The 21,977-nt window shown below is 52.7% G+C and carries 22 protein-coding genes and 1 tRNA gene; 11 read left to right on the top strand and 12 right to left on the bottom strand.

Features of this window, described 5'->3' with window-relative positions:
* Positions 1-9: 9 nt before the first annotated feature.
* From KNP84_RS08325 to KNP84_RS08305, 5 genes are all read right to left on the bottom strand, one after another.
* Positions 10-1,440, bottom strand: coding sequence for a sucrose-specific PTS transporter subunit IIBC (locus tag KNP84_RS08325; protein ID WP_021067362.1), 1,431 nt, complete (start codon positions 1,438-1,440; stop codon positions 10-12).
* Positions 1,437-2,381: a carbohydrate kinase family protein gene (locus tag KNP84_RS08320; RefSeq protein ID WP_214755926.1), complete on the bottom strand. Its 945-nt coding sequence runs from the start codon at positions 2,379-2,381 to the stop codon at positions 1,437-1,439. The genes KNP84_RS08325 and KNP84_RS08320 overlap by 4 nt, the downstream gene beginning before the upstream one ends.
* 109 nt (positions 2,382-2,490) lie before the next feature.
* Positions 2,491-3,477: a LacI family DNA-binding transcriptional regulator gene (locus tag KNP84_RS08315; RefSeq protein WP_215114605.1), complete on the bottom strand. Its 987-nt coding sequence runs from the start codon at positions 3,475-3,477 to the stop codon at positions 2,491-2,493.
* 47 nt (positions 3,478-3,524) lie between these two features.
* Positions 3,525-4,001 (bottom strand): GNAT family N-acetyltransferase, encoded by a 477-nt coding sequence (locus KNP84_RS08310; protein WP_021067359.1) that lies wholly within the window; start codon positions 3,999-4,001, stop codon positions 3,525-3,527.
* Between the two features lie 86 nt (positions 4,002-4,087).
* Complete coding sequence (locus KNP84_RS08305) at positions 4,088-4,951, bottom strand: cation diffusion facilitator family transporter (RefSeq protein WP_021067358.1); 864 nt, start codon at positions 4,949-4,951, stop codon at positions 4,088-4,090.
* Between the two features lie 180 nt (positions 4,952-5,131).
* Here KNP84_RS08305 and KNP84_RS08300 point away from each other — a divergent pair, with 180 nt between their 5' ends.
* The 5 genes from KNP84_RS08300 (at position 5,132) to KNP84_RS08280 (ending at position 9,797) form a co-directional block, all read left to right on the top strand.
* Positions 5,132-5,443, top strand: a complete 312-nt coding sequence (locus KNP84_RS08300) for a hypothetical protein (RefSeq protein ID WP_021067357.1) — start codon at positions 5,132-5,134, stop codon at positions 5,441-5,443.
* 38 nt (positions 5,444-5,481) lie between these two features.
* Complete coding sequence (locus tag KNP84_RS08295) at positions 5,482-6,267, top strand: class I SAM-dependent methyltransferase (protein ID WP_215114604.1); 786 nt, start codon at positions 5,482-5,484, stop codon at positions 6,265-6,267.
* A 144-nt stretch (positions 6,268-6,411) separates the two neighbouring features.
* Positions 6,412-8,784, top strand: a complete 2,373-nt coding sequence (locus KNP84_RS08290; RefSeq protein WP_215114603.1) for an immune inhibitor A domain-containing protein — start codon at positions 6,412-6,414, stop codon at positions 8,782-8,784.
* Positions 8,785-8,894: 110 nt separating this feature from the next.
* Positions 8,895-8,965: transfer RNA gene (locus KNP84_RS08285), tRNA-Thr, on the top strand.
* 136 nt (positions 8,966-9,101) lie between these two features.
* Positions 9,102-9,797, top strand: a complete 696-nt coding sequence (locus KNP84_RS08280) for a queuosine precursor transporter (RefSeq protein ID WP_215114602.1) — start codon at positions 9,102-9,104, stop codon at positions 9,795-9,797.
* Positions 9,798-9,828: 31 nt separating this feature from the next.
* Here KNP84_RS08280 and KNP84_RS08275 read toward each other — a convergent pair whose 3' ends face one another.
* On the bottom strand, positions 9,829-10,077 hold the full coding sequence (locus KNP84_RS08275) for a hypothetical protein (RefSeq protein WP_029595550.1): 249 nt from the start codon (positions 10,075-10,077) through the stop codon (positions 9,829-9,831).
* Between the two features lie 145 nt (positions 10,078-10,222).
* Between KNP84_RS08275 and KNP84_RS08270 the strand changes: the two genes are divergently transcribed.
* The 3 genes from KNP84_RS08270 to KNP84_RS08260 all read left to right on the top strand — a co-directional run bounded on the left by KNP84_RS08270 (position 10,223) and on the right by KNP84_RS08260 (position 11,695).
* Entirely contained in the window at positions 10,223-10,579 is a 357-nt protein-coding gene (locus KNP84_RS08270) for a PilZ domain-containing protein (protein WP_021067352.1), read from the top strand.
* 87 nt (positions 10,580-10,666) lie between these two features.
* Complete coding sequence (locus KNP84_RS08265) at positions 10,667-11,299, top strand: hypothetical protein (protein ID WP_029595552.1); 633 nt, start codon at positions 10,667-10,669, stop codon at positions 11,297-11,299.
* Between the two features lie 123 nt (positions 11,300-11,422).
* Positions 11,423-11,695, top strand: a complete 273-nt coding sequence (locus KNP84_RS08260) for a hypothetical protein (protein ID WP_021067350.1) — start codon at positions 11,423-11,425, stop codon at positions 11,693-11,695.
* Between the two features lie 72 nt (positions 11,696-11,767).
* Here the strand turns inward: KNP84_RS08260 and KNP84_RS15305 are convergent, their stop codons facing one another.
* On the bottom strand, positions 11,768-11,902 hold the full coding sequence (locus tag KNP84_RS15305; RefSeq protein ID WP_260570643.1) for a hypothetical protein: 135 nt from the start codon (positions 11,900-11,902) through the stop codon (positions 11,768-11,770).
* Between the two features lie 56 nt (positions 11,903-11,958).
* Positions 11,959-14,622: a cation-transporting P-type ATPase gene (locus tag KNP84_RS08255; RefSeq protein WP_215114601.1), complete on the bottom strand. Its 2,664-nt coding sequence runs from the start codon at positions 14,620-14,622 to the stop codon at positions 11,959-11,961.
* A gap of 251 nt (positions 14,623-14,873) precedes the next feature.
* On the opposite strand from KNP84_RS08255, the gene KNP84_RS08250 reads away from it, so the two are divergent.
* Positions 14,874-15,908: a PTS sugar transporter subunit IIC gene (locus KNP84_RS08250; RefSeq protein WP_215114600.1), complete on the top strand. Its 1,035-nt coding sequence runs from the start codon at positions 14,874-14,876 to the stop codon at positions 15,906-15,908.
* Positions 15,909-15,949: 41 nt separating this feature from the next.
* Here the strand turns inward: KNP84_RS08250 and KNP84_RS08245 are convergent, their stop codons facing one another.
* The 4 genes from KNP84_RS08245 to KNP84_RS08230 form a co-directional block, all read right to left on the bottom strand.
* On the bottom strand, positions 15,950-16,993 hold the full coding sequence (locus KNP84_RS08245; protein WP_215114599.1) for a lipid II:glycine glycyltransferase FemX: 1,044 nt from the start codon (positions 16,991-16,993) through the stop codon (positions 15,950-15,952).
* A 233-nt stretch (positions 16,994-17,226) separates the two neighbouring features.
* On the bottom strand, positions 17,227-18,225 hold the full coding sequence (locus tag KNP84_RS08240) for a Gfo/Idh/MocA family oxidoreductase (RefSeq protein ID WP_215114598.1): 999 nt from the start codon (positions 18,223-18,225) through the stop codon (positions 17,227-17,229).
* A 59-nt stretch (positions 18,226-18,284) separates the two neighbouring features.
* On the bottom strand, positions 18,285-18,773 hold the full coding sequence (locus KNP84_RS08235) for a GNAT family N-acetyltransferase (protein WP_215114597.1): 489 nt from the start codon (positions 18,771-18,773) through the stop codon (positions 18,285-18,287).
* Positions 18,774-18,852: 79 nt separating this feature from the next.
* Positions 18,853-19,278 (bottom strand): OsmC family protein, encoded by a 426-nt coding sequence (locus KNP84_RS08230; RefSeq protein WP_021067343.1) that lies wholly within the window; start codon positions 19,276-19,278, stop codon positions 18,853-18,855.
* A 95-nt stretch (positions 19,279-19,373) separates the two neighbouring features.
* On the opposite strand from KNP84_RS08230, the gene cls reads away from it, so the two are divergent.
* Together cls and KNP84_RS08220 are read left to right on the top strand one after the other, a co-directional pair.
* On the top strand, positions 19,374-20,831 hold the full coding sequence (gene cls / locus KNP84_RS08225) for a cardiolipin synthase (RefSeq protein WP_215114596.1): 1,458 nt from the start codon (positions 19,374-19,376) through the stop codon (positions 20,829-20,831).
* A gap of 255 nt (positions 20,832-21,086) precedes the next feature.
* Complete coding sequence (locus KNP84_RS08220) at positions 21,087-21,968, top strand: sensor domain-containing diguanylate cyclase (RefSeq protein WP_165569411.1); 882 nt, start codon at positions 21,087-21,089, stop codon at positions 21,966-21,968.
* The last annotated feature ends 9 nt before the right edge of the window (positions 21,969-21,977 follow it).

Raw genomic sequence — 21,977 nt, 5'->3', positions numbered from 1 at the left:
TCCTTTTTCTTAAGCTGCTTCTTTTACTGCTTCTTTTTTCGCTTGGCGTTTTGCGAGCACGAACGTCAATCCGAAGGCGACCGCGAAGGCAATGGCCATCCCGATGATATACGAGACGATTGACGCTGGTGCAATCGAGATAATCCCTGGAAGACCTGCCGCACCGAGGGCGACGGCGAGGACTTCACGTCCGACGATGAACGCCGAGGCAATTCCTGAGCCGATGATGGCAGCGATGAACGGATAGCGTAGTTTCAAGTTGACCCCGAACATGGCCGGCTCCGTGATTCCGAGGAGTGCCGAGATACCAGATGCCGAAGCGACACCTTTCATCTTTTGATCACGTGTCAAGAAGAAGACGGCGAGTGTGGCCGCACCTTGCGCGACGTTCGACATCGCTGCGATCGGGAAGATGAACGACCCGCCTGTGCGGGCGATATCCGCGAGAAGTTGTGTCTCGATGGCGATAAAGCTGTGGTGCATCCCTGTGATGACGATTGGTGCGTACAAGAGACCCATGACGAGACCGCCGAAGAAGCCGAGTGAGTCGTACGTCCAAACGAGACCGTCGATAATCAAGTTACCCGCTTCACGCGTGATCGGTCCGACGAAAGCGAACGTGACGAACGCTGTGATGAGGAGCGAGAGGAGCGGTGTGAGCAAGATATCGAGTGAAGCTGGCATGAATTTACGGATATTGATTTCAAGTTTCGACAAGATATAAGCGGATACGAGGACCGGTAACACTTGTCCTTGGTAACCGAGCTTCTCGATTTCAAAGCCGAGAATATTCCAAACCGGGATATCGCCAACCGTTGCTTGCGCGTAGGCGTTGACGAGATCCGGGTGAACCATGATCATCCCGAGCGCGGCGCCAAGGTACGGGTTACCCCCAAACCGCTTGGCGGCGGAGAAACCTATCAGGACAGGTAAGAAGACGAAGGCGGCGTTGGCGAACGTGTTGATCATCGCGGCGAGGTCGGCGATGCCAGGGTACTGGTCAATCAATGAGCTGCCTTCGAAGAACAAATCAGGTGCCGTGAGCAAGTTATTAATCCCCATCAAGAGACCACCGGCGACGATGGCCGGGATGATCGGGACGAAAATATCAGACAACATCTTAACGAACTGTTGGAGTGGGTTGCCTTTCTTCGCACCGGCCGACTTGACGTCGCTTGTCGACATATCGCCGAGTCCTGTCAGTTGAGCGAATTCGGCGTATACCTTGTTGACCGTACCTGTACCGATGATGATTTGATATTGTCCACCCGTCGAGAACGTCCCTTTGACGACGTCTAAGGCGTCCAACTTCTTCTCATCGACTTTCGATTCGTCGTTCAAGACGAGGCGGAGCCGGGTCGCACAGTGGGCCGCGGCGGCAACGTTGTCTTTCCCGCCGATTGCCTCTAAAATCGCTTCTGCTTCTTGTCTGTAGTTCATGCTGGTTTCCCTCCTAGCGCTTCAAGCACGCGTTGTTGTGTTGGTATGGCTGGAATCGCGCCGTATGCCGTGCATGTCAATGCACCGGTCACGTTCGCATATTCAATGTCCTGCAAGAGTCGGTCATCATCCATCCCGAGTGTCGACAACCGATACAGATACGCTCCGACGAAGGCGTCGCCCGCTCCCGTTGAATCGATGCTGTCGATTTTTACTGATGCAATCACTTCATTACCTTCTTTTGTCGCAATCAGCGTCCCGCGTGAGCCGAGCGTGATAGCAATTCGTTTTGCTCCCGTTTCAAGCAGTGACGCGACCGCTTGATTCAAATCTTCAAGTCCGGTCAACAAGCGCGCCTCTTCTTCGCTCAACTTGACGAAGTCCGCTTCGGCGATAAAGTGAAGCGAATCTTGTTTGAACGCCTCGAGGTCGGTCACAAGCGCGTCACGGTAGTTCGGATCGAACGAGACGAACAGGCCGTCACGTTTGGCGAACTGAAGAAGTTTGAAGTAGGAGTTCTTTATCTCACCATCGAGGAGCGCCGTCGCCGACCCGAAATGGACGATGTCTCCAGGCTTGAATGCCGATAAGTCAATCGACTCGAACGCGTAGTCACCGTCGCTACCGCGGCGGAACGTAAAGTCCCGTTCTCCGTCTTCTTGAATCGAGACGAACGCGAACGTCGTGTCACCTTCCTCCACCAAGTTTTCGACACCGACGCCATTGTCGACGAGCGTCTGTTTTAAAAATCGGCCGAACGGGTCAGCCCCAACTTGACCGAGGAAACTCGAGCTTCCCCCGTGTTTGCTGACGACGGCCGCGACGTTTGCCGGTGCGCCCCCTGCTTTCTTCACGAATGTCGTTCCGTTGACGAGGTCGCTCGACGCGTCCTCACAAACCCAATCAATCAATAGTTCACCAATGCAATGTACGGTGTTCATCCGTCCACCTCCATGTCCAAATGTGTTGCTTCGTAGCTTCTATCGAACCGGTTCCATAAGCGAATAAAAAATGTTGCGGAACCGGTTCCGCAACACAAATGTAAACGATTTAATTTAAAATGTCAACGCTTTCGCGCAGTTTTAATTCAAAAGTTGTGAACGTTTTCATCGGGATGGTTTCACCTGTTAACAACTGGAGAATCATGTCAGCCGCTCGGGACCCGGTCCGACGGTATGGAAGGTGGACCGTAGTGATGGACGGATGGAGCACTTCGGTGAAATCATAGCCTCCAAATCCACTCACCGAGATGTCGCCCGGGACCGTCTTGCCGGCGTTGGCAAGTCCCTTCAACACGCCGAGTGCGATGTTGTCGGTCGCACAGACGACGAGTGACGCCGACAGCTCATGCCCTATCTGAGCCCCAATCGGAATCGAGTCATCGATTTTAAATGACGTCGTGTACGTCTTCACATCCGCCCCTGCCTCGTTGAAGGCGCGTAAGAAACCATCACGTCTCGTTTGACCGACGGCGATGTCGTACTCCTCGACGCCCACATAGATGATGTCGCGATGTCCCCAATCCATGAACTGCTTTCCGAGGGCGTACGCCGCGTCAAAGTCGGGATATACGAGACTATGAACGTGTCCATGTTCCTGACCGATCAATAAGACGGGGATTTGAATGTCTTGTATTGCCTGCAAGTGTCGCTCCGTCACGGTCGTCCCGAGCCAGATGATACCGGCCACTTTTTGTTTCGCCAAGTTATACAACTGCTCGATTTCCCGTTCGGTCTGTTGGGCCGTGTTGACGACGAGCATTTGATACCCGCGTTCGGTCAGTCGTTCATCGATGCCCATCATGGTCCGCGAAGCGGCATAGGAATCGAGCCGCGGCACGATGACACCAATCATTTTTGTCTGTTTCGACTTCAAGCTTTGCGCGAACTGGTTCGGCTCATAGTTCGTCTCTTGGATGACGCGCTCAATCTTGTCGCGGGTCGCCTGTCCGACCGAGCCCCCGTTCAAGTAACGGGAAACGGTGCTTTTCGCGACTCCGGCCAATTTGGCGATGTCATTGATTGTCACTTGTTTCATCTCAAAAACCTCCATACGAAAAAACTGACGCGTCAGACGCTGTCAGTTCAGTGGTTGATTACATATCGTTTTTTAAAGTTTAAATAATAAAGGCCGTTCCGTTTCTCGAAGCCGTTCTTCTCGAGGACATGGCGTACCGCTTCCTGATGCGGACTCGTCGGCGGGATGCCGGCGCGGACCGTATGCCCTTCTTTCAAATCGGACTGCTCGAGCGCGAGGCGAAGCCCTTCAGTCGCATAACCCTTGTCTTTGAATGGGTCGAACACCATCAAATCAAGCTGATAGACGCGAGCCAGTTTCAAGAGCAACACTTTTCCGACGACTTGACCATCGACACGGAGGTCGTAATAGAAATCCTCCCCATAGCTATGGGCGTCGGCTGAGTACACCTGCTCTTCGCCCATCTCGACAAAGATGCCTTTTAACTCTTCGGCTGACATGCCGTAAGAACTTTGACCGTATTTTTTAAAATGCTCATATTCGATCTCATCAATCTGACGAATAGGTTGACGCACGATTTCCATCCCGTGCCCTCCTTAACAGTTATCTCATTGTCTTTCCACACTCATTATATACGAACGGCGCCGTGAAGCGCAAAAGATAACCGAAATCAGACCGGTTCGATGTGAATGTGGACTGTATCGACGGCATGGTGTTCGTCGAGTTCGCGCTCGATGTCATCACATAAATCGTGCGCCTCCTCGACGGTGAGGCTTCCTTCGACGGCAATCGTCACATCGAGCATGACGTGATTGCCGAGGTGACGTCCTTTGATTTCACGGACTTCCTTGACGGCATCGAAATGTTGGATCGTCTCTTCATACGAATCGACAAGGTCCGGAGGGAACCCGTCCGAGAGCTGATGGGTCGCGTCGAGAAAGATTTGAATCGCCGTCCGGATAATCATCCCGGCGATGAGGACGGCGAGCACCGTATCCATCCACGGTAATTTAAAGTAGGCAAACAGGACGCCGAGCGTCGCCCCGATTGAAATCATGGCGTCGGCGAGATTGTCTTTCGCTGCCGCCTTCAATGCGAGTGACCGGGTCTGCTTGGCCAATCTCGAATTGTACGCATATACGCCGAACATGACGAGCGCACTCACGAACGCGACGACGGCCGCGAGCGGGTTCGGTTCCACGTATTCGCCCCCGATCAGAGTGGCGATACTGTTCAATAGAACGAACACCCCAACGGCGACCATGATCAGTGATGCGACGAGTGCGGCGAGTGTCTCCATCTTGGCGTGCCCGTATTTATGTTCCGCGTCTCGGGGCAGCGCGGCGATGCGAATGCCGATATAGACGGCGATTGAAGCGATGATATCGGTCGTGTTATTGAATCCGTCGGCGAGGACGGCTTCCGAATTATACAAATAACCGAATACGACTTTTAGGACAGATAAGACCAAATACGTCGTGATGGATAAAATGGCGCCTTTGAGCGCTTTTGGTGGATGAGTTGTCGACTGCATCCGACCACCTCCTTATTAGCTAAGTCAGTATACCAGTCGAATGTCGTGTGGGCATAGAGAAACAGTGTTTCCCTCAGTCAAATAAAATGGAATATATTCCCGGTAGTTTCGTCTTTCGATAATTATGGTAAAGTAAATGAGAAGATACCTAACGGTTACCCAACAAAAGAGGTGAAACGAATGTTTACAGAACGTGATGGAATCAAGCTTCGTTTGGAACAAATTGACAGATTACTCGCCGATTTGAACCGAGAAGCAAAACAATTGATGGCTCGTCTACGAGAACTCGACGCAAGCGGTGAAAACCCGCATGAAGTGACGCTCAAACCGGAAGATCGCGATACGCTCAAATCGTCAATCGATGAGACGCTCGAAGCGCTTCAAAGCCGCTCGAAACGCCCGATCAACCCGAATGATGAGAAGAAGAAAGAACTCGCCTCGCATAAGGCGCTCATCGATGAACTGTCGGATTTACTCAGCAAGAAAAAATGAGACGCCTCCGCGTCTCATTTTTTCAGTAAGGAGATGCTATGACCTATATCGTTACGACTTGTTTACGCCCGACCGAGGCAACCATCGAACGGGCCGAGGCTCACGCAGCAAAGTACGGCGCCCGTTTTATCCCCCGGCGCAAACACTCCATCGACACGTTAAAGCAACGCCACCAGACAGGCGTCCTCGTCTTCGATAAGCGCCGTGTCGAATATACCCCACTCGACGGAGATGAACCGTTCTTTTTCCATCCATCGAGCTCGGTGTTCCGCGTCAAGCAGCTTGCACGTGGTGGGAACGACCCGCTCGTCGATGCTGCCGCAATCAAACCAGGTGACCGCGTCCTCGACTGCACACTCGGGCTCGGCTCGGACAGCATCGTCCTCAGTCATGCCGTCGGTCCGACCGGTCGCGCCGTCGGTCTCGAGAGTGAGTTCGTCACCGCGATGCTCGTCAAAGAAGGCTTGACCGTCTGGGAAGAGAAACACGACGCGGTCAATGAGGCGATGCGTCGACTCGAGGTCGTCTGGACGGATGCCCTCACCTATTTGAAGTCATGCCCGGACGATTCGTTCGACGTCGTCTACTTCGATCCGATGTTCGAAAAGACGATTTCAGAATCGGTTCACTTGAACCCATTACGTTCACTCGCCAACACGAATCCACTGTCTCTTGAACTCATGACGGAGGCCCGTCGTGTCGCGGCCAGACGGATTGTCCTAAAGGCTCATTTTGAGAGTAAGACGTTCGAAACGTTTGGTTTTACACGGATTGTTCGCAAAACATCCAAATTTCATTACGGCATCATCGATGTAGAGACTTGACCCCTTAGGTCTTTAGGACCAATCGGGACGAAAGTCTCTTTTTTCGATTCTTATTTTCTGAATATTGACATTAATCTGACACAAGTTTAATGTTGGATTCAAGCTCACACAATTTCCCATTATTTTCACAGGAGGTTAGTACAAATGAAAAAACGTTCCATCCGTCGCACGACGCTCGCCGTCGCGCTGACATCGGTCATGAGCGTCAGTGCGATCCCGGCCGTCGGTGCCGCTCCACTCGCCGCCTCACCGCTACCAACCCCGAGCACGAATGCTCCATTCGATCACAACATCATCGATGAGGATCGGCTCGCCAAAGCGCTCGAGAAACGAGGCGTCATCAAAAAAGGGCTTTCGGCCACCGAGCGCCAAAAGGCCGTCGATGCCTATATCGAGAAGAAGCAAGGCAATGCGCAAGACGTCCATAAGCACGGCTTGAACGATAAAGCCGCTGAAGCAAAAGAGAAGATACATAACCAATTCGAGAAAGAATCGAAACGTCTCCTCGACAAAGCGAAAAAAGGACAAGCGAACTATCGGAAAGGCAAGCCGAACGGCCAAGTCAAAGTCGACCCGGCCAAGCAAGCTGGCTATAACGGCGCCGTCCGTGAAGACAAAGTACTCGTCCTTCTCGTCGAATATAGCGACTTCAAACATAACAACGTCGTTCAAGAAGAAGGCTATCTCTATAGCGACAACTTCAGTAAAGAACACTACGAGCAGTATATGTTCGGCGACGAGTCGTTCGAACTGTTCAACGGTGAAAAAGTCCAAACGTTCAAACAGTATTATGAAGAGCAGTCGGGCGGCAGCTACACGGTCGACGGCACGGTTTCTGACTGGTTGACCGTCCCAGGCACGGCGAAAGACTATGGTGGTGACAATCCGGCTGGCGGGAATGACAACATCGGACCAGGTCCGCGTCAACTCGTTAAAGACACGTTGAACGCGGCAGTCGCTTCAGGCATGGACCTCGCCGAATATGATGAATACGATTTATATGACCTCGACGGTGACGGCGACTTCAACGAGCCGGACGGCTTGGTCGACCACTTGATGATCATCCATGCCGGTACCGGCCAAGAAGCGGGTGGCGGTGTCCTCGGTGATGACGCAGTCTGGTCACACCGTTGGGTCGTCGGGAACAGTCCTTACCGTGTAGCTGGAACGACAGCAGACGTCCCGTACTGGGGCGGTCAAATGGCGGCATTCGATTACACGATTCAACCGGAAGACGGCGCAGTCGGCGTCTTCGCTCACGAATATGGTCACGATCTCGGTCTTCCAGATGAATACGACACACAGTACACAGGTCAAGGCGAACCAGTCCAATCATGGTCGATCATGAGTGGCGGCAGCTGGGCTGGTAAAGTGGCAGGTACGGAGCCGACGAGCTTCTCGCCACAAAACAAAGAGTACTTCCAAAAATTGATGGGCGGCAACTGGGCGAACATCACGGAAGTTGATCTTGAAGACATCACACAACAAGGTTTCGTCTCGAAACTCGATCAATCCGTGACGAAATCGACGAACCCTGGATTGTTGAAAGTAAACCTTCCAGACAAGAAAGTAAAAGGCATAGAGCCAGCATTCGGCGAGTATTACTACTACTCGACAAAAGGCGATAACTTGCATACCGAACTCGCAACACCGACGGTCAAACTCGGCGCGGACGGTACGCTCGCTTTCGACACACGTTTCGATATCGAATTTGACTACGACTACTTGTACGTGAAAGCACTCAGCGGCGGCAAAGAAGTCGTCCTTGATGTCTACGGCGATGACAACACTGGAAACGGTGCGGAATCGACGAACGGTGCTTGGGTGAACAAATCGTACGACTTGTCTCAATTCGCGGGTCAAGACGTGCAAATCGTCTTCGAATACGTGACAGACGGTGGACTTGCCCTTGAAGGATTCGCACTCGACAACTTGTCGATCACGTCAGGCGGTCAATCGCTTCTCGCAGACGATGCGGAAGGCGCAGAGAAAGTCACACTCAACGGTTTCGTCAAGTCGGACGGCTATGACACGAAACCTCACTACTACTACCTTGAATGGCGCAACCATGAAGGTGCAGACACAGGTCTCTTGAACGGCCGTGGCGTCAAGTACAACACAGGTCTCGTCGTCTGGTATGCGGATGATTCGTTCTCAGACAACTGGGTCGGGATTCACCCGGGTGAAGGTTTCCTCGGTGTCGTCGACTCGCATCCTGAGGCCCTTATCGGCAACTTGAACGGTCAAGAAACAGTCGCTGGCAGCACGCGCTACCAGATCGCAGATGCGGCGTTCAGCTTAGATAAGACGCTCCCATGGTACATCGATTCACCGAGCCGTGGCATCTATGACTACAAAGCTCAACCAGGCGTGAAACAGTTCAACGACGCCAACACGTACATCAACTCGCTCATCCCAGATGCGGGCCGTAAACTTCCACAATACGGACTCGTCGTCGACGTCGTCGGCGAAGCGAAAGACAACTCGGCTGGAGCTGTTTGGGTCCGGACGAAGTAAGCTTGATTCAACGCACCCCCGCCCTTCTCACCATGAGGAGGACGGGGGTCTTATTATTCTAAAAAAGCTTGAAATTTCATGACAGACTGTGTAACATACTAGATGTAACCGCCTCTGTAGGTTAGTGGCAGACCTCAGCAATGGTAATGCTGCAGCACGAGTTCGATTCTCGTCGGAGGCATCAAATGAAGCGACCTTTCCTTATCAGGACAGGTCGCTTTTTCTTTTAGTCATGGAAACTGTCTTGACACGGTTTCCGTTCCTCTATAAACTTGTAAAGTTGACAGAATGAATGATTTGGAAGGAGTACGATCCCCATGCTCAATGAATGGTTATGGATTCCTTCTGCCTTGCTCACGCTCGGTCTGCTCGTCCTCAGCTACAAGCTGTTCGGACGCGTCGGACTGTTCGCCTGGATCGCGATGGCCTCGGTCGTCGCCAACATCCAAGTGACGCAGCAGATTGTAATCGGTGGTTTCATCTTTACTCTCGGGAATATCGTCTACGGTTCCCTTTATTTAGCGACAGACATCTTGAATGAAAAATACGGTCGTCATACCGCCCGTAAAGGCGTCTGGCTCGGCTTCTTCATCTTGATCGTCTCGACCGTGCTCATGCAATTCGCATTGCTCTATGAGCCGTTTGAAGAGGCGTTGTTCATGCATGAGAGCTTCGAAGCGCTGTTCTCGATGCTTCCGCTCATCACGCTCGGTAGTCTCGCCGCGTACCTCGTCTCGCAGCTGTTCGACGTCTTCATCTATTCGAAGATTCGCGCCAAGACGGGTGAGAAAAAACTGTGGCTTCGGACGACCGGTTCGACCGTCGTCTCTCAGTTCATCGATACGCTCACTTTCTGTACGATCGCCTTCTGGGGCATGGAATGGGATATCTGGTGGAACATCTTCATCACGACATATGTCGCCAAGTTCATCATCGCCTGGATGGCGACGCCGTTCATGTATTATGCGAAACGGACCGTCCCACAGGACGACGAAAAAGAAGAAGCAGCCTAAGCAAAACCGCGAGCCCATCGGCTCGCGGTTTTTACTTTCCTTTGATATGGAGCCGCACCGCATAAGGGCGTGCATCTTCAAGCGACGATTTCTCCCGACAAACGGTGAGTGCCACGTACGCGTCGATGGCGAGCGCCTCGATGGCCTCGTCCGTCGCCTCGACCTCTAGTATGGTGTAGGGCGGCAGTTGCTCGATCTTGACCCACTGCCCGTGTAGATTTTTCGCGTAGATGATTGGTTCGTCGATCGAATAGCGTCGGAGTAAGTCCTTGACGTTCATACGATCCCTCCTTCACCAACTCTGTCTTTCTATTATAGAAAGCGTTTGCAATTCTGTAAACCGCGCTTCCTAAATTTTGGTGGCTCCCCCCTTCACGAATCGCCACAAATAGCCGATAATCTAGGTAGAGAAATGAGGTGAACCGATGCGCTATCGACGACAAGAAACGTTTCGCTATATTTTACCGAATCCCCGCTTCATCCCATATCGCCTCATTTGGGAAGACAAAGAACTGCATGACGGGGAAGCACAACTGCTCAATATCAGTGCCCACGGTCTGAAGATGCGGTGCGACTACTTATTCCCACTTTCTGAAGGATTGAAAGTCCAAGTCAAACTCGACCTCGTCCCGTTGATTCAACCGCTCGATCTGACAGGTCACGTCCGCCACCGCGGACAAATGGGAAGCCTATATGATTACGGGATCCGACTCGAATCAGACTCAGACGAGACCCAGCAACTCGTGACGATGATTAAAGCGTATGCTCGTGAAAACCAATGAGAACGTGTCGATTGACACTTCTCATTTTTTGTTCGCTTGATTCCGGGGTATACTAATGGAAACAGAGACAGACTCGAGGTGTAGGGCATGACTAGAAAGTTTTTACTCATTCCGTGGGCCGCTGCGATCGCGATCGCGCTCCTCGGCCCGAACGAACCGTTCTCGAGCCGGTTTTTGCTCGATTTCATCACGTATAACACGGACGCCTATGAAGGATATTCGCTTTCCCTTTTCAGCATCCTAGGCGTCTATCCGCTCGCCTTGTTCCCGCTTCTTTGGTCCGAGGTGAACCAGTTGCGCCCGAACCCGCTCTTACCGGCAGCGACCGGTTTCGTCGTCGGCGGCTTCATCATCGCCCCGTACTTGGCGTTCGCGCGGCAGTCGCCTTATCCGACACCGATTAAGCCGCTCCCGACGCGACTGCTCGGGGTGCTGCTCTTGCTCGTCACGATCGGCTTGTTCATCGCCGCCTCAACGACCGGGAACGTGGCCGAATATTGGTCTTACGTCGAACAGAACCAGTTCGTCCGGACGATGACGGTCGATTTCTTCTTGCTCGCCTTCATCCAAATCACGTTGATGAATCGGGATGCCAAGCGCTACAAGATGAGTTTGTGGCCTCTGCCTTATATCCCCTTGTTCGGTTTGTTGTTCTGGCTAATCATTCGCCATAAACAACCGTTCAACGAGGCACCACCGAACCGCCACAAATTAAAATGAGACGAGCCCCTTTCACATTCAACACGGAAGGGGCATCTCCATGGAAACCGGGATGACGGTTCCCAAATCAGGCCAGCTCCTTTATACTGAGAATTCAGCTTACAGACGAAAGAAGGTACACCAATGAGATTTTTTAAAGTGATGACGCATACGAACGACAGAGGCGAAGACATCATCTTGAGCGAATACTTCAAAATTAACGACAAACAAGTCGATCAGTTTTTGAAGGACACGCTCGAGCTTGATATGTACGACCAGAAAGTGACACTGAAAGAGTGTCAAATCGCCAAAGACCGTTGGGAATGCCCGGTCGGCGATTTCGTCGTCGTCGAGTATTTCAATGAGAAAGAATTCGACAAGATGACCGAGTATCGCAGCCCGGCACCGAAGAAATAACAGTAAAAAGGGATTTCCGACATTGATCGGAAATCCCTTTTTGTATGAATCGCCGATCAAGCATCGGCGTCCTTAGTTTGAGTCGTCATTGTCCTGTTCCGGGTCCGGATCTGGATGTTGGGTCGGTGCCGGTTTTGTGGCCGGATCTGACTGTTCATCCGGGACTGGATCTGGGTGTACCCCAGGCTGTGATTCATCACGTTTCATTGAGCATCCCTCCTCTGCATAATGCATTAATTCCACATTCCGTCTTCACTAAAACATCAGTGTATGTCTTTGTTACCGATAACACGACGCGAGATGGCTTTCTCGATCTCGACGATGACAAAGACGATGAGACCGAACGCGACCGGATAAATCCAGTCTTGCAGCTCGAGCGGTGCCGTACCGAACAGCGTATGCATGAACGGGACGTAGGTGATGAACAACTGGAGCCCGATCAGTAGTGCTGAGACGACAAAGGCGATTTTATTGTCGAAGAAATGACGGTTGAACGCTGGCGCGAGCTCGGTCCGACAGTTGAACAAGTGGAACAGTTGCGCCATGACGATCGTATTGAGCGTAATCGTCTGCAACTTATCGGTCGAATAGTCGAAATCACCGAGCATATAGTTGATAATTAAACTACCGCCCCCGATTAAAATCGAGACGAACGTGATTCGGAAAATGTAATAGCGACTTAATAGCGGTACGTTTGCTGGACGCGGCGGCCGTTTCATCGTGCTCTCTTCAAGCGGCTCGAACGCGATGGCGAGCGAGAGCGTGATGGCGACGACCATGTTGACCCAAAGAATTTGAACCGGGCTGAGTGGTGCCGCTGCGCCAAGCAAGATACTCATGGCGACGAGAAGTGCTTGTCCACCGTTTGTCGGGAGCAAGAACAAAATCGTCTTCTTCAAGTTATCGTAGACACGGCGTCCTTCACGGACGGCGTTGTAAATCGTCTTGAAGTTGTCATCGACGAGGACCATCTGCGAGGCCTCTTTCGCGACTTCCGTTCCTTTAATCCCCATCGCGACACCGATGTCGGCCCGTTTCAAGGCTGGTGCGTCATTGACGCCGTCTCCGGTCATCGACGTGATTAAGCCGTTCTGTTGCAACCCTTTGACGAGACGAAGTTTATCGTTCGGGCTCGTCCGAGCGAAGACGTCATTATGAACCGACGCCTCTTTGATTTCTTCGTCGGACATGTTCGTCAACTCTTTCCCTTCGAGGGCACCTTCGACTTCCATGCCGAGTTCTCGCGCGATGGCGACGGCCGTGTCTTTATGGTCACCGGTGATCATCTTGATACGGATCCCAGCGTCACGACAAGCAGCGACCGCTTCGATTGCTTCTTGACGTGGCGGATCGACGATACCGTAGAGGCCGAGGAACGTGATACCGTTCTCGACGTCTTCGTGGTCGACCGTCTCTTTCGAGGCGTCGACGCGCTTGAAGCCGCCGCCGAGCACGCGTTGTCCGCGGTCGGCAATCTCTTTTCGTTTCTCATCCCAATAGGCGCGGTCAAACTCCGTGTCTTCCGCCATATCGAACAGGCGGTCCGGCGCCCCTTTGATGAAGATCATGCGCTCGCCCTTATAATCGACGAGCGTCGCCATATATTTGTACTCTGAATCGAATGGAATCTTCGAAATGACGTCCAAACGTTCGATCGGCCGCTCCGCCTTTTCGGCGAGCGTGAGCAAGCATGCTTCCGTCGGGTCACCATTGACGACCCATTCGCCGCCTTCTTCGTACAACTGGGCGTCATTACACGTTTTCCCGACCGTTAGCAAATCGATCATCGACTCGTCATCATCCAAGTCGAACGGTTGACCGTTCAATTCCAAATCACCGTCCGGCTCATAACCGCTCCCTGACACTTCGATGTCGTGTTTAGCCGTGACGACTTGTTTGACGGTCATCTCATTTTTCGTCAACGTCCCTGTCTTATCGGTACAGATGACCGATACGGCACCGAGCGTCTCGACCGATGGTAAGCTGCGGACGATGGCTTTCTTCTCGGCCATGTTCCGGACACCGAGCGCGAGGATGATTGAGATGACTGCCGGTAATCCCTCTGGAATCGCGGCGACGGCGAGACCGATTGTCGTCAGCATCAATTCAATCGGATCGAAATCGCGGACAAAGTAACCGAACGCGTAAATGACGACCGAGATGACGAGGATGGCGATGGATACCGTCTGACCAAATTTTGTAGTCTGGCGAATGAGCGGCGTCTTCACCGTCTCGACTTCAGCAATCGAGGCGTTGATTTGGCCGAGCTCCGTGCCTTCTCCGATGGACGTGACGATTGCTTTCGCGCTTCCTGTCGCCACGCTCGTACCCGAATAAATCATGTTTTTGCGATCACCGAGGACGGCGTCTTCCGGTACGACTTGAATTTTCTTTTCGACCGTCGTCGCTTCACCCGTCAATGCCGATTCCTCGACTTTGAACTTCTCCGCTTGGATGACACGGGCGTCAGCCGGGACCTTGTCCCCGGCGGCAAGGACCAAGATGTCCCCGACGACGAGGTCACTCGAGTCGACTTGGCTCTGCTTGCCGTCACGGATGACGCTCGCCTTCGTCTCGAGTAACTTCTTAATACCTTCTAACGCTTGCTCCGCCTTGTTCTCTTGGAGGTAACCGACGACCGCGATAATCGTCACGACGAGCACGATGACGATCGTATCGATGTACTCCCCTAAAAAGCCGGTGACAACAGCGGCACCAAGTAAGACGAAGACAAGAATATCATTGAACTGACGCAAAAATTTTATGATTTCAGGTGTCTTCTCTTTCTCGGGCAATACGTTCTTTCCATACTGCTCTTGCCGACTTGACACTTCCCCTTTCGACAGACCACTGTTCGTGTCCGTCTCGAGCGAACTCTGTACCGCATCCGGTTCGAGTGCGTGCCAATTTTTGTTCTCCATCTGCATCTCTACTCCTCCTTGGTCATTCCTATATGAAAAGTCTTTCCCCTTTCTGTTCCCACTCCGGCCCGGACTGACACATCTGAGCTTGTTTTTCCTCAAATTTCACAGCTGATTTTGTTCACAATTATCCAATTCCGAAGATGGAAACGCTACCACCAAAAAAAGTCGTGTCAGATGGATGAAATGGCTTTACAGAACCGTTCGAATGGTTAACTATAGAGGAAATATAGAATAGAGAGAAAGAGGTACACCATATGGTCATTATTCAAGGTATCGCACTTTTACTGTTGATTCTTGCCTTATTCACATTATTCAGCTACAAAGCCCCGTTCGGGATGAAAGCGATGGGCGCCCTAGCCGGCGCCGCCATCGCCAGTTTCTTGGTCGAGGCGTTCAACGCCTATGCCATCGGCGGTCTACTCCCACTCCCTTTATATGAAGAAGTCGGACAAGCAGCCGGTTCATTATCAGGTCCGGCCGCAGCCGCGCTCGTATCGATTGCCCTCGGTATCAATCCGGTCTACGCGCTCATGCTTGGACTTTCGGTCGCGGGCTTCGGAATTCTTCCCGGCTTTTTCGCCGGCTACATCCTCGCGCTCGCCGGTCGTAAATTAGACCGGCACTTGCCGGCCGGTGTCGACATGATCTTCTACGTCATCATCATGGCTCCGCTCGCCCGCCTCGTGGCGACTGGCGTCGACCCGCTCGTCACGAACACGCTGACACAAATCGGTGCGGTCATCGAACTTGCCGCGACGCAAAATCCGGTCGTGATGGGACTTGTCCTTGGTGGCATCGTCACGGTCGTCTCGACGTCTCCACTCAGCTCGATGGCACTCACAGCGATGCTCGGTTTGACGGGTGTGCCGATGGCCATCGCCGCCCTCGCGTTGACAGCGTCCATCTCGATGAACTTCTTGTTGTTCAAGCGGTTGAACATCGGGACGAAGAAAGACCAACTATCGGTCGCGATCGAACCGCTCACGCAAGCCGACCTCATCTCGGCGAACCCGATCCCGATCTACAGCGTCAACTTCGTCGGTGGTGCGATTGCCGGACTTATCGTCGCCATGACCGGCATGGTGAACGACGCCCCAGGTTCTGCTGCCGGGATTCCGGGATTGCTCGTCATGTACGGCTTCAATGATTGGCAGACCGTGACCGTGACGGCGCTCATCTTGTTCGGCGTCGGAATCGTGGCCGGACTCGTCGGCAGTAAACTGTTCAGTAATTTCCCAATCACACGCCAAACCGAAAAAATGGCCGCTTCCGACGAAGAGGCTGCTTAATACAAAAGGTTCTCACTCCATCTCGAGTGAGAACCTTTTTGTTATCGTTCCGCTTGCACTTCGGTGACCGTCTCTGCGACCGGTGTCCGATAGAGCGGAAAGAAATCAGATGGCCCGTGGCGGAGCAGATGATCTTGATTCAACCGATGATAGACCACCTCGTCGAGCACAGCTTGACCGATGTAATACGTGAGCGGCTCGTCACCCGAGAAACTCTGCTTGAAATCAAAGAGCGCATCTTCCCCGGTCGCACCGCCACCGAGATGAACGTACGCCTTCTCCTTCTCGACCGCGCGACGAATCATTTCACGGAACAAGAAGTGGTTCGGTCGAAACGCCAAATAATTCGCATCCGAGCCTCCAAGATGATAGTGGGCCCCGTCGTCCCCGAACAACATGAACACGCCCGCCACGATGACGCCTTCATGGACGGCAAACAATAATTCCGTCTCACACGTATCGCTGTTCCATAGGTCCTCGAAGTATCGGTCCGGGAAGTAATAGATGTCGTTCGCAGCACGCCGGTCCATCGTGGCCCGATACAGTCGAATGAACTCCAACAGTTCATGCGCCTGCCCACGAGCGACCGTCATCTGTTCACGTACAGCCCGCTTCACGTTCCGTTTCGTCATCTTGCTGAAACGTTGCTCAAGCTGTTCGAACGAATCATCAAGCCGGACGTGGACCGTCTGCCGAATCGGGACGGCTTGCCCGAATATTTGCATCAAGTCCGGATCGACGCGACATGGGTGATAACGAATCGTCTCGGTGACGGTCGTTTGATTTTCAGGGCGTTGCAGAAAAAGTCGGCGTGCCTCCTTGACGTCCTCGTTCGTGAAGTTGCCTTCACGGAACGGGCCGCCATAACCGTACGCCGTCACGAGGTCGTCGTAGCGATGCGCGATCGGACGACGGATGTACGGGTACAGTAAAATCCCGTCATCTTTGGCCGCGATATACAATTCAGGCTGCTCGCCGGGTTCACAGTTGGCCAACACGTAGTCGTAATGGTCATACGAATCACAGTTGACCTCCCGCAACCAGTTCTCCCACTCCCAACGGTGTTTCACGATTTGATTGAACATCATCCGTTCCCCTCTTCCTAAAATTCGTCATTGGTTCGAAGCGTGACAGGACAGTCTGAAGTCGTTTCCTATGTCCTGTTCCCATTCACCGCTGACTATTTGAAAGAGACGGATAGCTTTTTGTTGTTAACAAACATGAAGCGAGTTTGTTCATTCACAATAAAATCATCATGATTTCTTTTAAATTATGGAAAAAGATGACCGTGCCAAACACGGCAGGTCGTCCTACAAAATTATGAGTTGAAGTCGAGGACACGTTGGGAACGGGACGACTCACGGGCCGTCTCGATGACACGTGTCGTCAAAAGCGCGTCCTCAAGTGGGACGAGCGGACGTCGCGTCGTATAGCTATCCGCGAGCGCTTGATAGAACGCCACGTAGCCGCCCGGTTCGATGTCAATCGTCGTTTCCGAATCCGTGACGACCGCTCCTGTCTCACGGTCGGGGCATCTGACCTCTCCGTTCCGGAGACTCGCCTCCTGTGGATCGATTCCGAATTTGAGGAAGCTGCCTTCCGTCCCGTGCACTTCGAACCGCGGCGCCTCGATGGCGATGAACGGGTTCGAGCGAAGATAGACCCGCTTCTCTCCATAATGCAACGTCACATGGAACCCATCATCGGACTGGCCCCCGTCACGTTGAACCATGACATCGGCCGATACCTGATCCGGCGCCCCGAACAGGACGAGCGCTTGGTCAATCAAATGGCTGCCGAGGTCAAATAAAATCCCGGCCCCAGGTCCCGCATTCTCACGCCAGCGGTCACGGACAGTCGGACGGAACCGGTCGAACCGGGACTCGAGCACTTTCCAATCGCCGAGGCGTTGGTCTTCGAGCAATCGTTTGACCGTCAAGAAGTCTCCATCGGTCCGGCGATTATGGAAGACGTTGACGATTCCCTCACTTGCTTGTTCGAGCGCGATCAACGCCTCCCCTTCCTCTGTCGTCACGAACGCCGGCTTCTCGACGAGCACGTCTTTCCCCGCTGTCAGGCACCGTTCGACCATGTCTTTATGTAAATGGGATGGCGTCGTGATGACGAACAACGAGGCCTCTGTTGCAAGTGCATCGTCTAGCGTCGCATACACCGTGACGTCGCCGAGGACGGCTCGTACGTCTTCCGGGCGTGATGAGACGACACCGGCAATATGGAAGTCATCGAGCTCCTGTAAAAATGGTAAATGGAATGTCGTCGCGGAAAAACCGAAACCGACAAGTATTGTGTTGATCATCTTGTTTCCTCCCATCAATTCGCTTCTCAGTATATCAAAAAAAGGGGTTGGTTGACCCCTTATGCACTGACACTCTCATCCATATTGTATTCGAACGTGTTGTATCCGTCCCGTGAGTCCACGAAGACGAAGCCAAACCGTGGATAATAACTATTCAAGAACGCATTGTCAGCCACACAGTCGAGCCGAATCGGTTCATGTGTGTCGGCCTCACGCAAGACGTGCTCCATCAGTTGCTGACCGACGCCTCTGCCTTTCAATCGTTCGCTGACGACGATCCGATGGATGTATTGACCGCGTTCGCCATCTTCCCATAAATTGTGGTCCCAGTCATCTGCCGGAAGTAAGGCGATCGAGGCCAATACCGATTCGTCTTGCTCGTACACGTAGACGTGTCCCGAGGAGATGTCTGTCTGCACCCGATCCATGAGGTCTTGCTCCAAATATTCCGTCCATTGATCGCTACCTTGTTGTTTTAGCGCTACGGCTCGTTGTTCGATTAGGTCCGCGATGTGCTTGGCATCGCGTTTCGTCGCGAGTCGAATCATAACGTCCTCCTTTGTATTGCAGTATTTGAAATACAAATATAACGGACCATTTCGACTCTTTTCAACCATCTTGCTCACATCATGTGAACGGGACGACCTCGCCGCCGTTCAATTGATAGCTGTACGTCATCGTCGCGTTCAGACTGTGCGATACGGAACAATAGCGGTCGACCGACAACTCGATGGCACGGCGGACCCGTTCTTCCGGCATATCCCCGTCAAGGACGTACAAGATATGAATCGCTGTGAACTTCTTCGGATGTTCCGTCGCCCGGACGCCGTCGATTTTCATCTCGAACCGCTCGAGCGGCAAACGCATCTTATGCAGAATCGAGACGATATCGATGCCTGTACAGGCGGCCGTCGCCTGCAGCAGCATCTCGGTCGGTCGTGGACCGGTGTTGAGACCACCGACGTCCTCCCCGGCGTCGAGCGTCACGTCATGACCTGACGGCGTCGTCGTCTGGAACGCCATCCCTTGTTTCCAATTCACTTGTAAATGCATCTTTGTCTCCTCCTTATGTTTCGATAGCTTACTATTCCCTTGAATGAGGTATTATTAATCTATGCACTGAAATTGTCGTTTAGGGAGTTGGTCGCTTGGATTGGTCGGTCATTATTAGTTGGGGACTGTATATCGTCTTCGGGTTGAATTTATTGTTCGCTTTAGCCGTCATTTTCGCGGAGCGCCGTGATGTCGGGGCGACGTGGGCTTGGCTGCTCGTCTTATTCTTCTTGCCAATCCTCGGTTTCATCGTCTACATGTTTCTCGGGCGGCAGTTGAAGAAGGACAACTTCTTTAACTTGAGCGTCGAAGAGCGCTCGTTCCACGCCCTGCAAGTCGACAGTCAAATCGAGCAGATTCGCCGGAAAGAGACCGCTTTAGCTCAACCTGTGTTCGAGAAGTACGAGCAATTGCTCGAGATGAATTTACGCTCGTCGAAGTCACTCATTAGCGTCCACAACAAATCTGCCATCATGCATGACGGGGAGCAGAAATTCAAAGCGCTCATGGACGATATCCGGAGCGCCGAGACGGAAATCAATATCCAGTACTACATCATTCAACGGGACGCGCTCGGGAAGGCGCTCATCCACGAACTGATCGAGCGTGCCAAGGCGGGTGTCAAGGTGCGGCTCCTCTATGACGCGGTCGGCTCGCGCAGCCTCCGCAACTCCGACTTCAAAGAATTGATTGCCAATAACGGCGAGGTCCGTGTCTTCTTCCCGCCGACACTCGGCCTCATCAACTTTAAATTGAACAACCGGAACCACCGGAAAGTCGTCATCATCGACGGCAAAATCGGCTACGTCGGCGGCTTCAACGTCGGGACCGAATACCTCGGTCTCGTCGAGAAGTTTGGCTACTGGCGTGATACGCACCTTCGAGTCGAGGGAGACGTCGTCTACCATTTGCAACACCGGTTCATCCTCGATTGGAACTATTCCGGCAGCAAACATCATGACCCGGAGAACTCGTTCTGTTTCGCCCGCCACGATATCAAGGATATGTCGCCGATGCAAATCGTGACGAGCGGTCCGAACTCAGACACGGAACATTTGAAAAACATGATGATTAAAATGATTATGTCGGCGAAGGAGCGCGTCATCATTCAGACGCCTTACTTCATCCCGGATACGAGTTTCATGGACGCCTGTAAGATGGCGCTCCTGTCCGGTGTCAAGATGGACATCATGATTCCCGGCAAGCCCGACCATCCGTTCGTCATGTGGGCGTCGCTCTCGTTTCTCGGCGAACTGCTCGACTATGGGGCGAACGTCTATATGTATGGGGAAGGTTTCCTGCACGCCAAGACGCTCGTCGTCGATGATGAGATTTCAACCGTCGGGACGACGAACTTGGATGCCCGCAGCTTCCGGTTGAACTTTGAAGTGAACGCCGTCATCTATGACGAGCGAGTCGCGCTCGAACTCGCCTCGTTGTTCGAGTCAGACGTCGCCGTCAGCGGGAAGTACACGATTGACGATTATTCAGCCCGGAAATGGACCGTCCGGATGCGCGAAGGCGTGTCACGATTGCTCAGTCCGATCTTATAACCTCTATTTATTGTAGTCGCCCTGTTATGTCGGATTAGCCATCGACATGATGGGGCGATTTTGATGTGGTGATGGGGAAAGATTACCTCACAACAAGCTGTGACGGTTTCTCGTCATATTCTAAATTTTGTTAGCTTTTAAAAGAATACTCGCTAGTTCTTTCCCAATTTAGGGTATAAAGTATCAGTACGAACGTCCTACACTACCGCTACGGTTAGGAAAGGAGGAAGTATGCGTTCACGCATATGTCATACAATGGCTGATCAAGAACGGACTCATCATGACACGCACACCACGAAACCCGATCCTTCCTCATGGGACCAGCTTCCAATCGGCCTGTTCGCCTTCGATCGGCACGGCCAAATCGTGAGCTACAATGAATCATTTGTCCATTTACTTGGGATACTTCCGACCTCGAATCTAATATTCGAGCGATGTAGCTCTTCCTCGTTCGACTTCTTGGGCGCCATCCGGAACGTTTTGAACGGGGAGACAATTCGTATGGCTGGCTGGTATAAAGCTCCAGAGAAGCAGGCTCGCTTCATCCGGACGACGATGTCCCCGAGTTTTTCAGCAGATGGAAAACTCGACGGCGGTGTCGGTATTTTAGAAGACGCGACGGAACAACGTCGCTATGAAGAGCGGATGGAACACTTGTCGTCGCTCGATCCGCTGACTGAACTATACAACCGGAAGAAAGTCGGGGATGTTCTCTCGACGACGGCTCAAGAGACCGTCGACAAGCGGGCACCCGCGGCTGTCATCATGCTTGATATCGACTATTTCAAACTCGTCAACGACACGTTCGGCCACCCGACCGGTGACCTCGTCTTGCGATCGATCGCCCAACTGCTCAGGCGCAACATCCGCAAGTCGGACTCGATTGGACGCTGGGGCGGAGAGGAGTTTTTAATCGTCGCCCCCCAGTCGACACTCGCCGATGGCGTCCAGCTCGCGGATAAGCTCCGGCAAAAAATCAATGCCGAGCCGTTCGGTCCCGTCCCGCGCGTCACGTGCTCGTTCGGCGTCAGTTCGCTCGAAGGCGGAAAGACGGTCGAACAGGCGCTTCAAGACGCGGACGAGGCGCTTTATGTCGCCAAGAACCGCGGCCGGAACCAAGTATCGAGCAAACGGTAGTGTTGAAAA

It is taken from the genome of Exiguobacterium sp. s70, assembly GCF_018618315.1.
Classification (GTDB): domain Bacteria; phylum Bacillota; class Bacilli; order Exiguobacteriales; family Exiguobacteriaceae; genus Exiguobacterium; species Exiguobacterium chiriqhucha.
The sequence above is the reverse complement of the archived record's forward strand: the minus strand, read 5'-3'. Positions and strand labels throughout refer to the sequence as shown.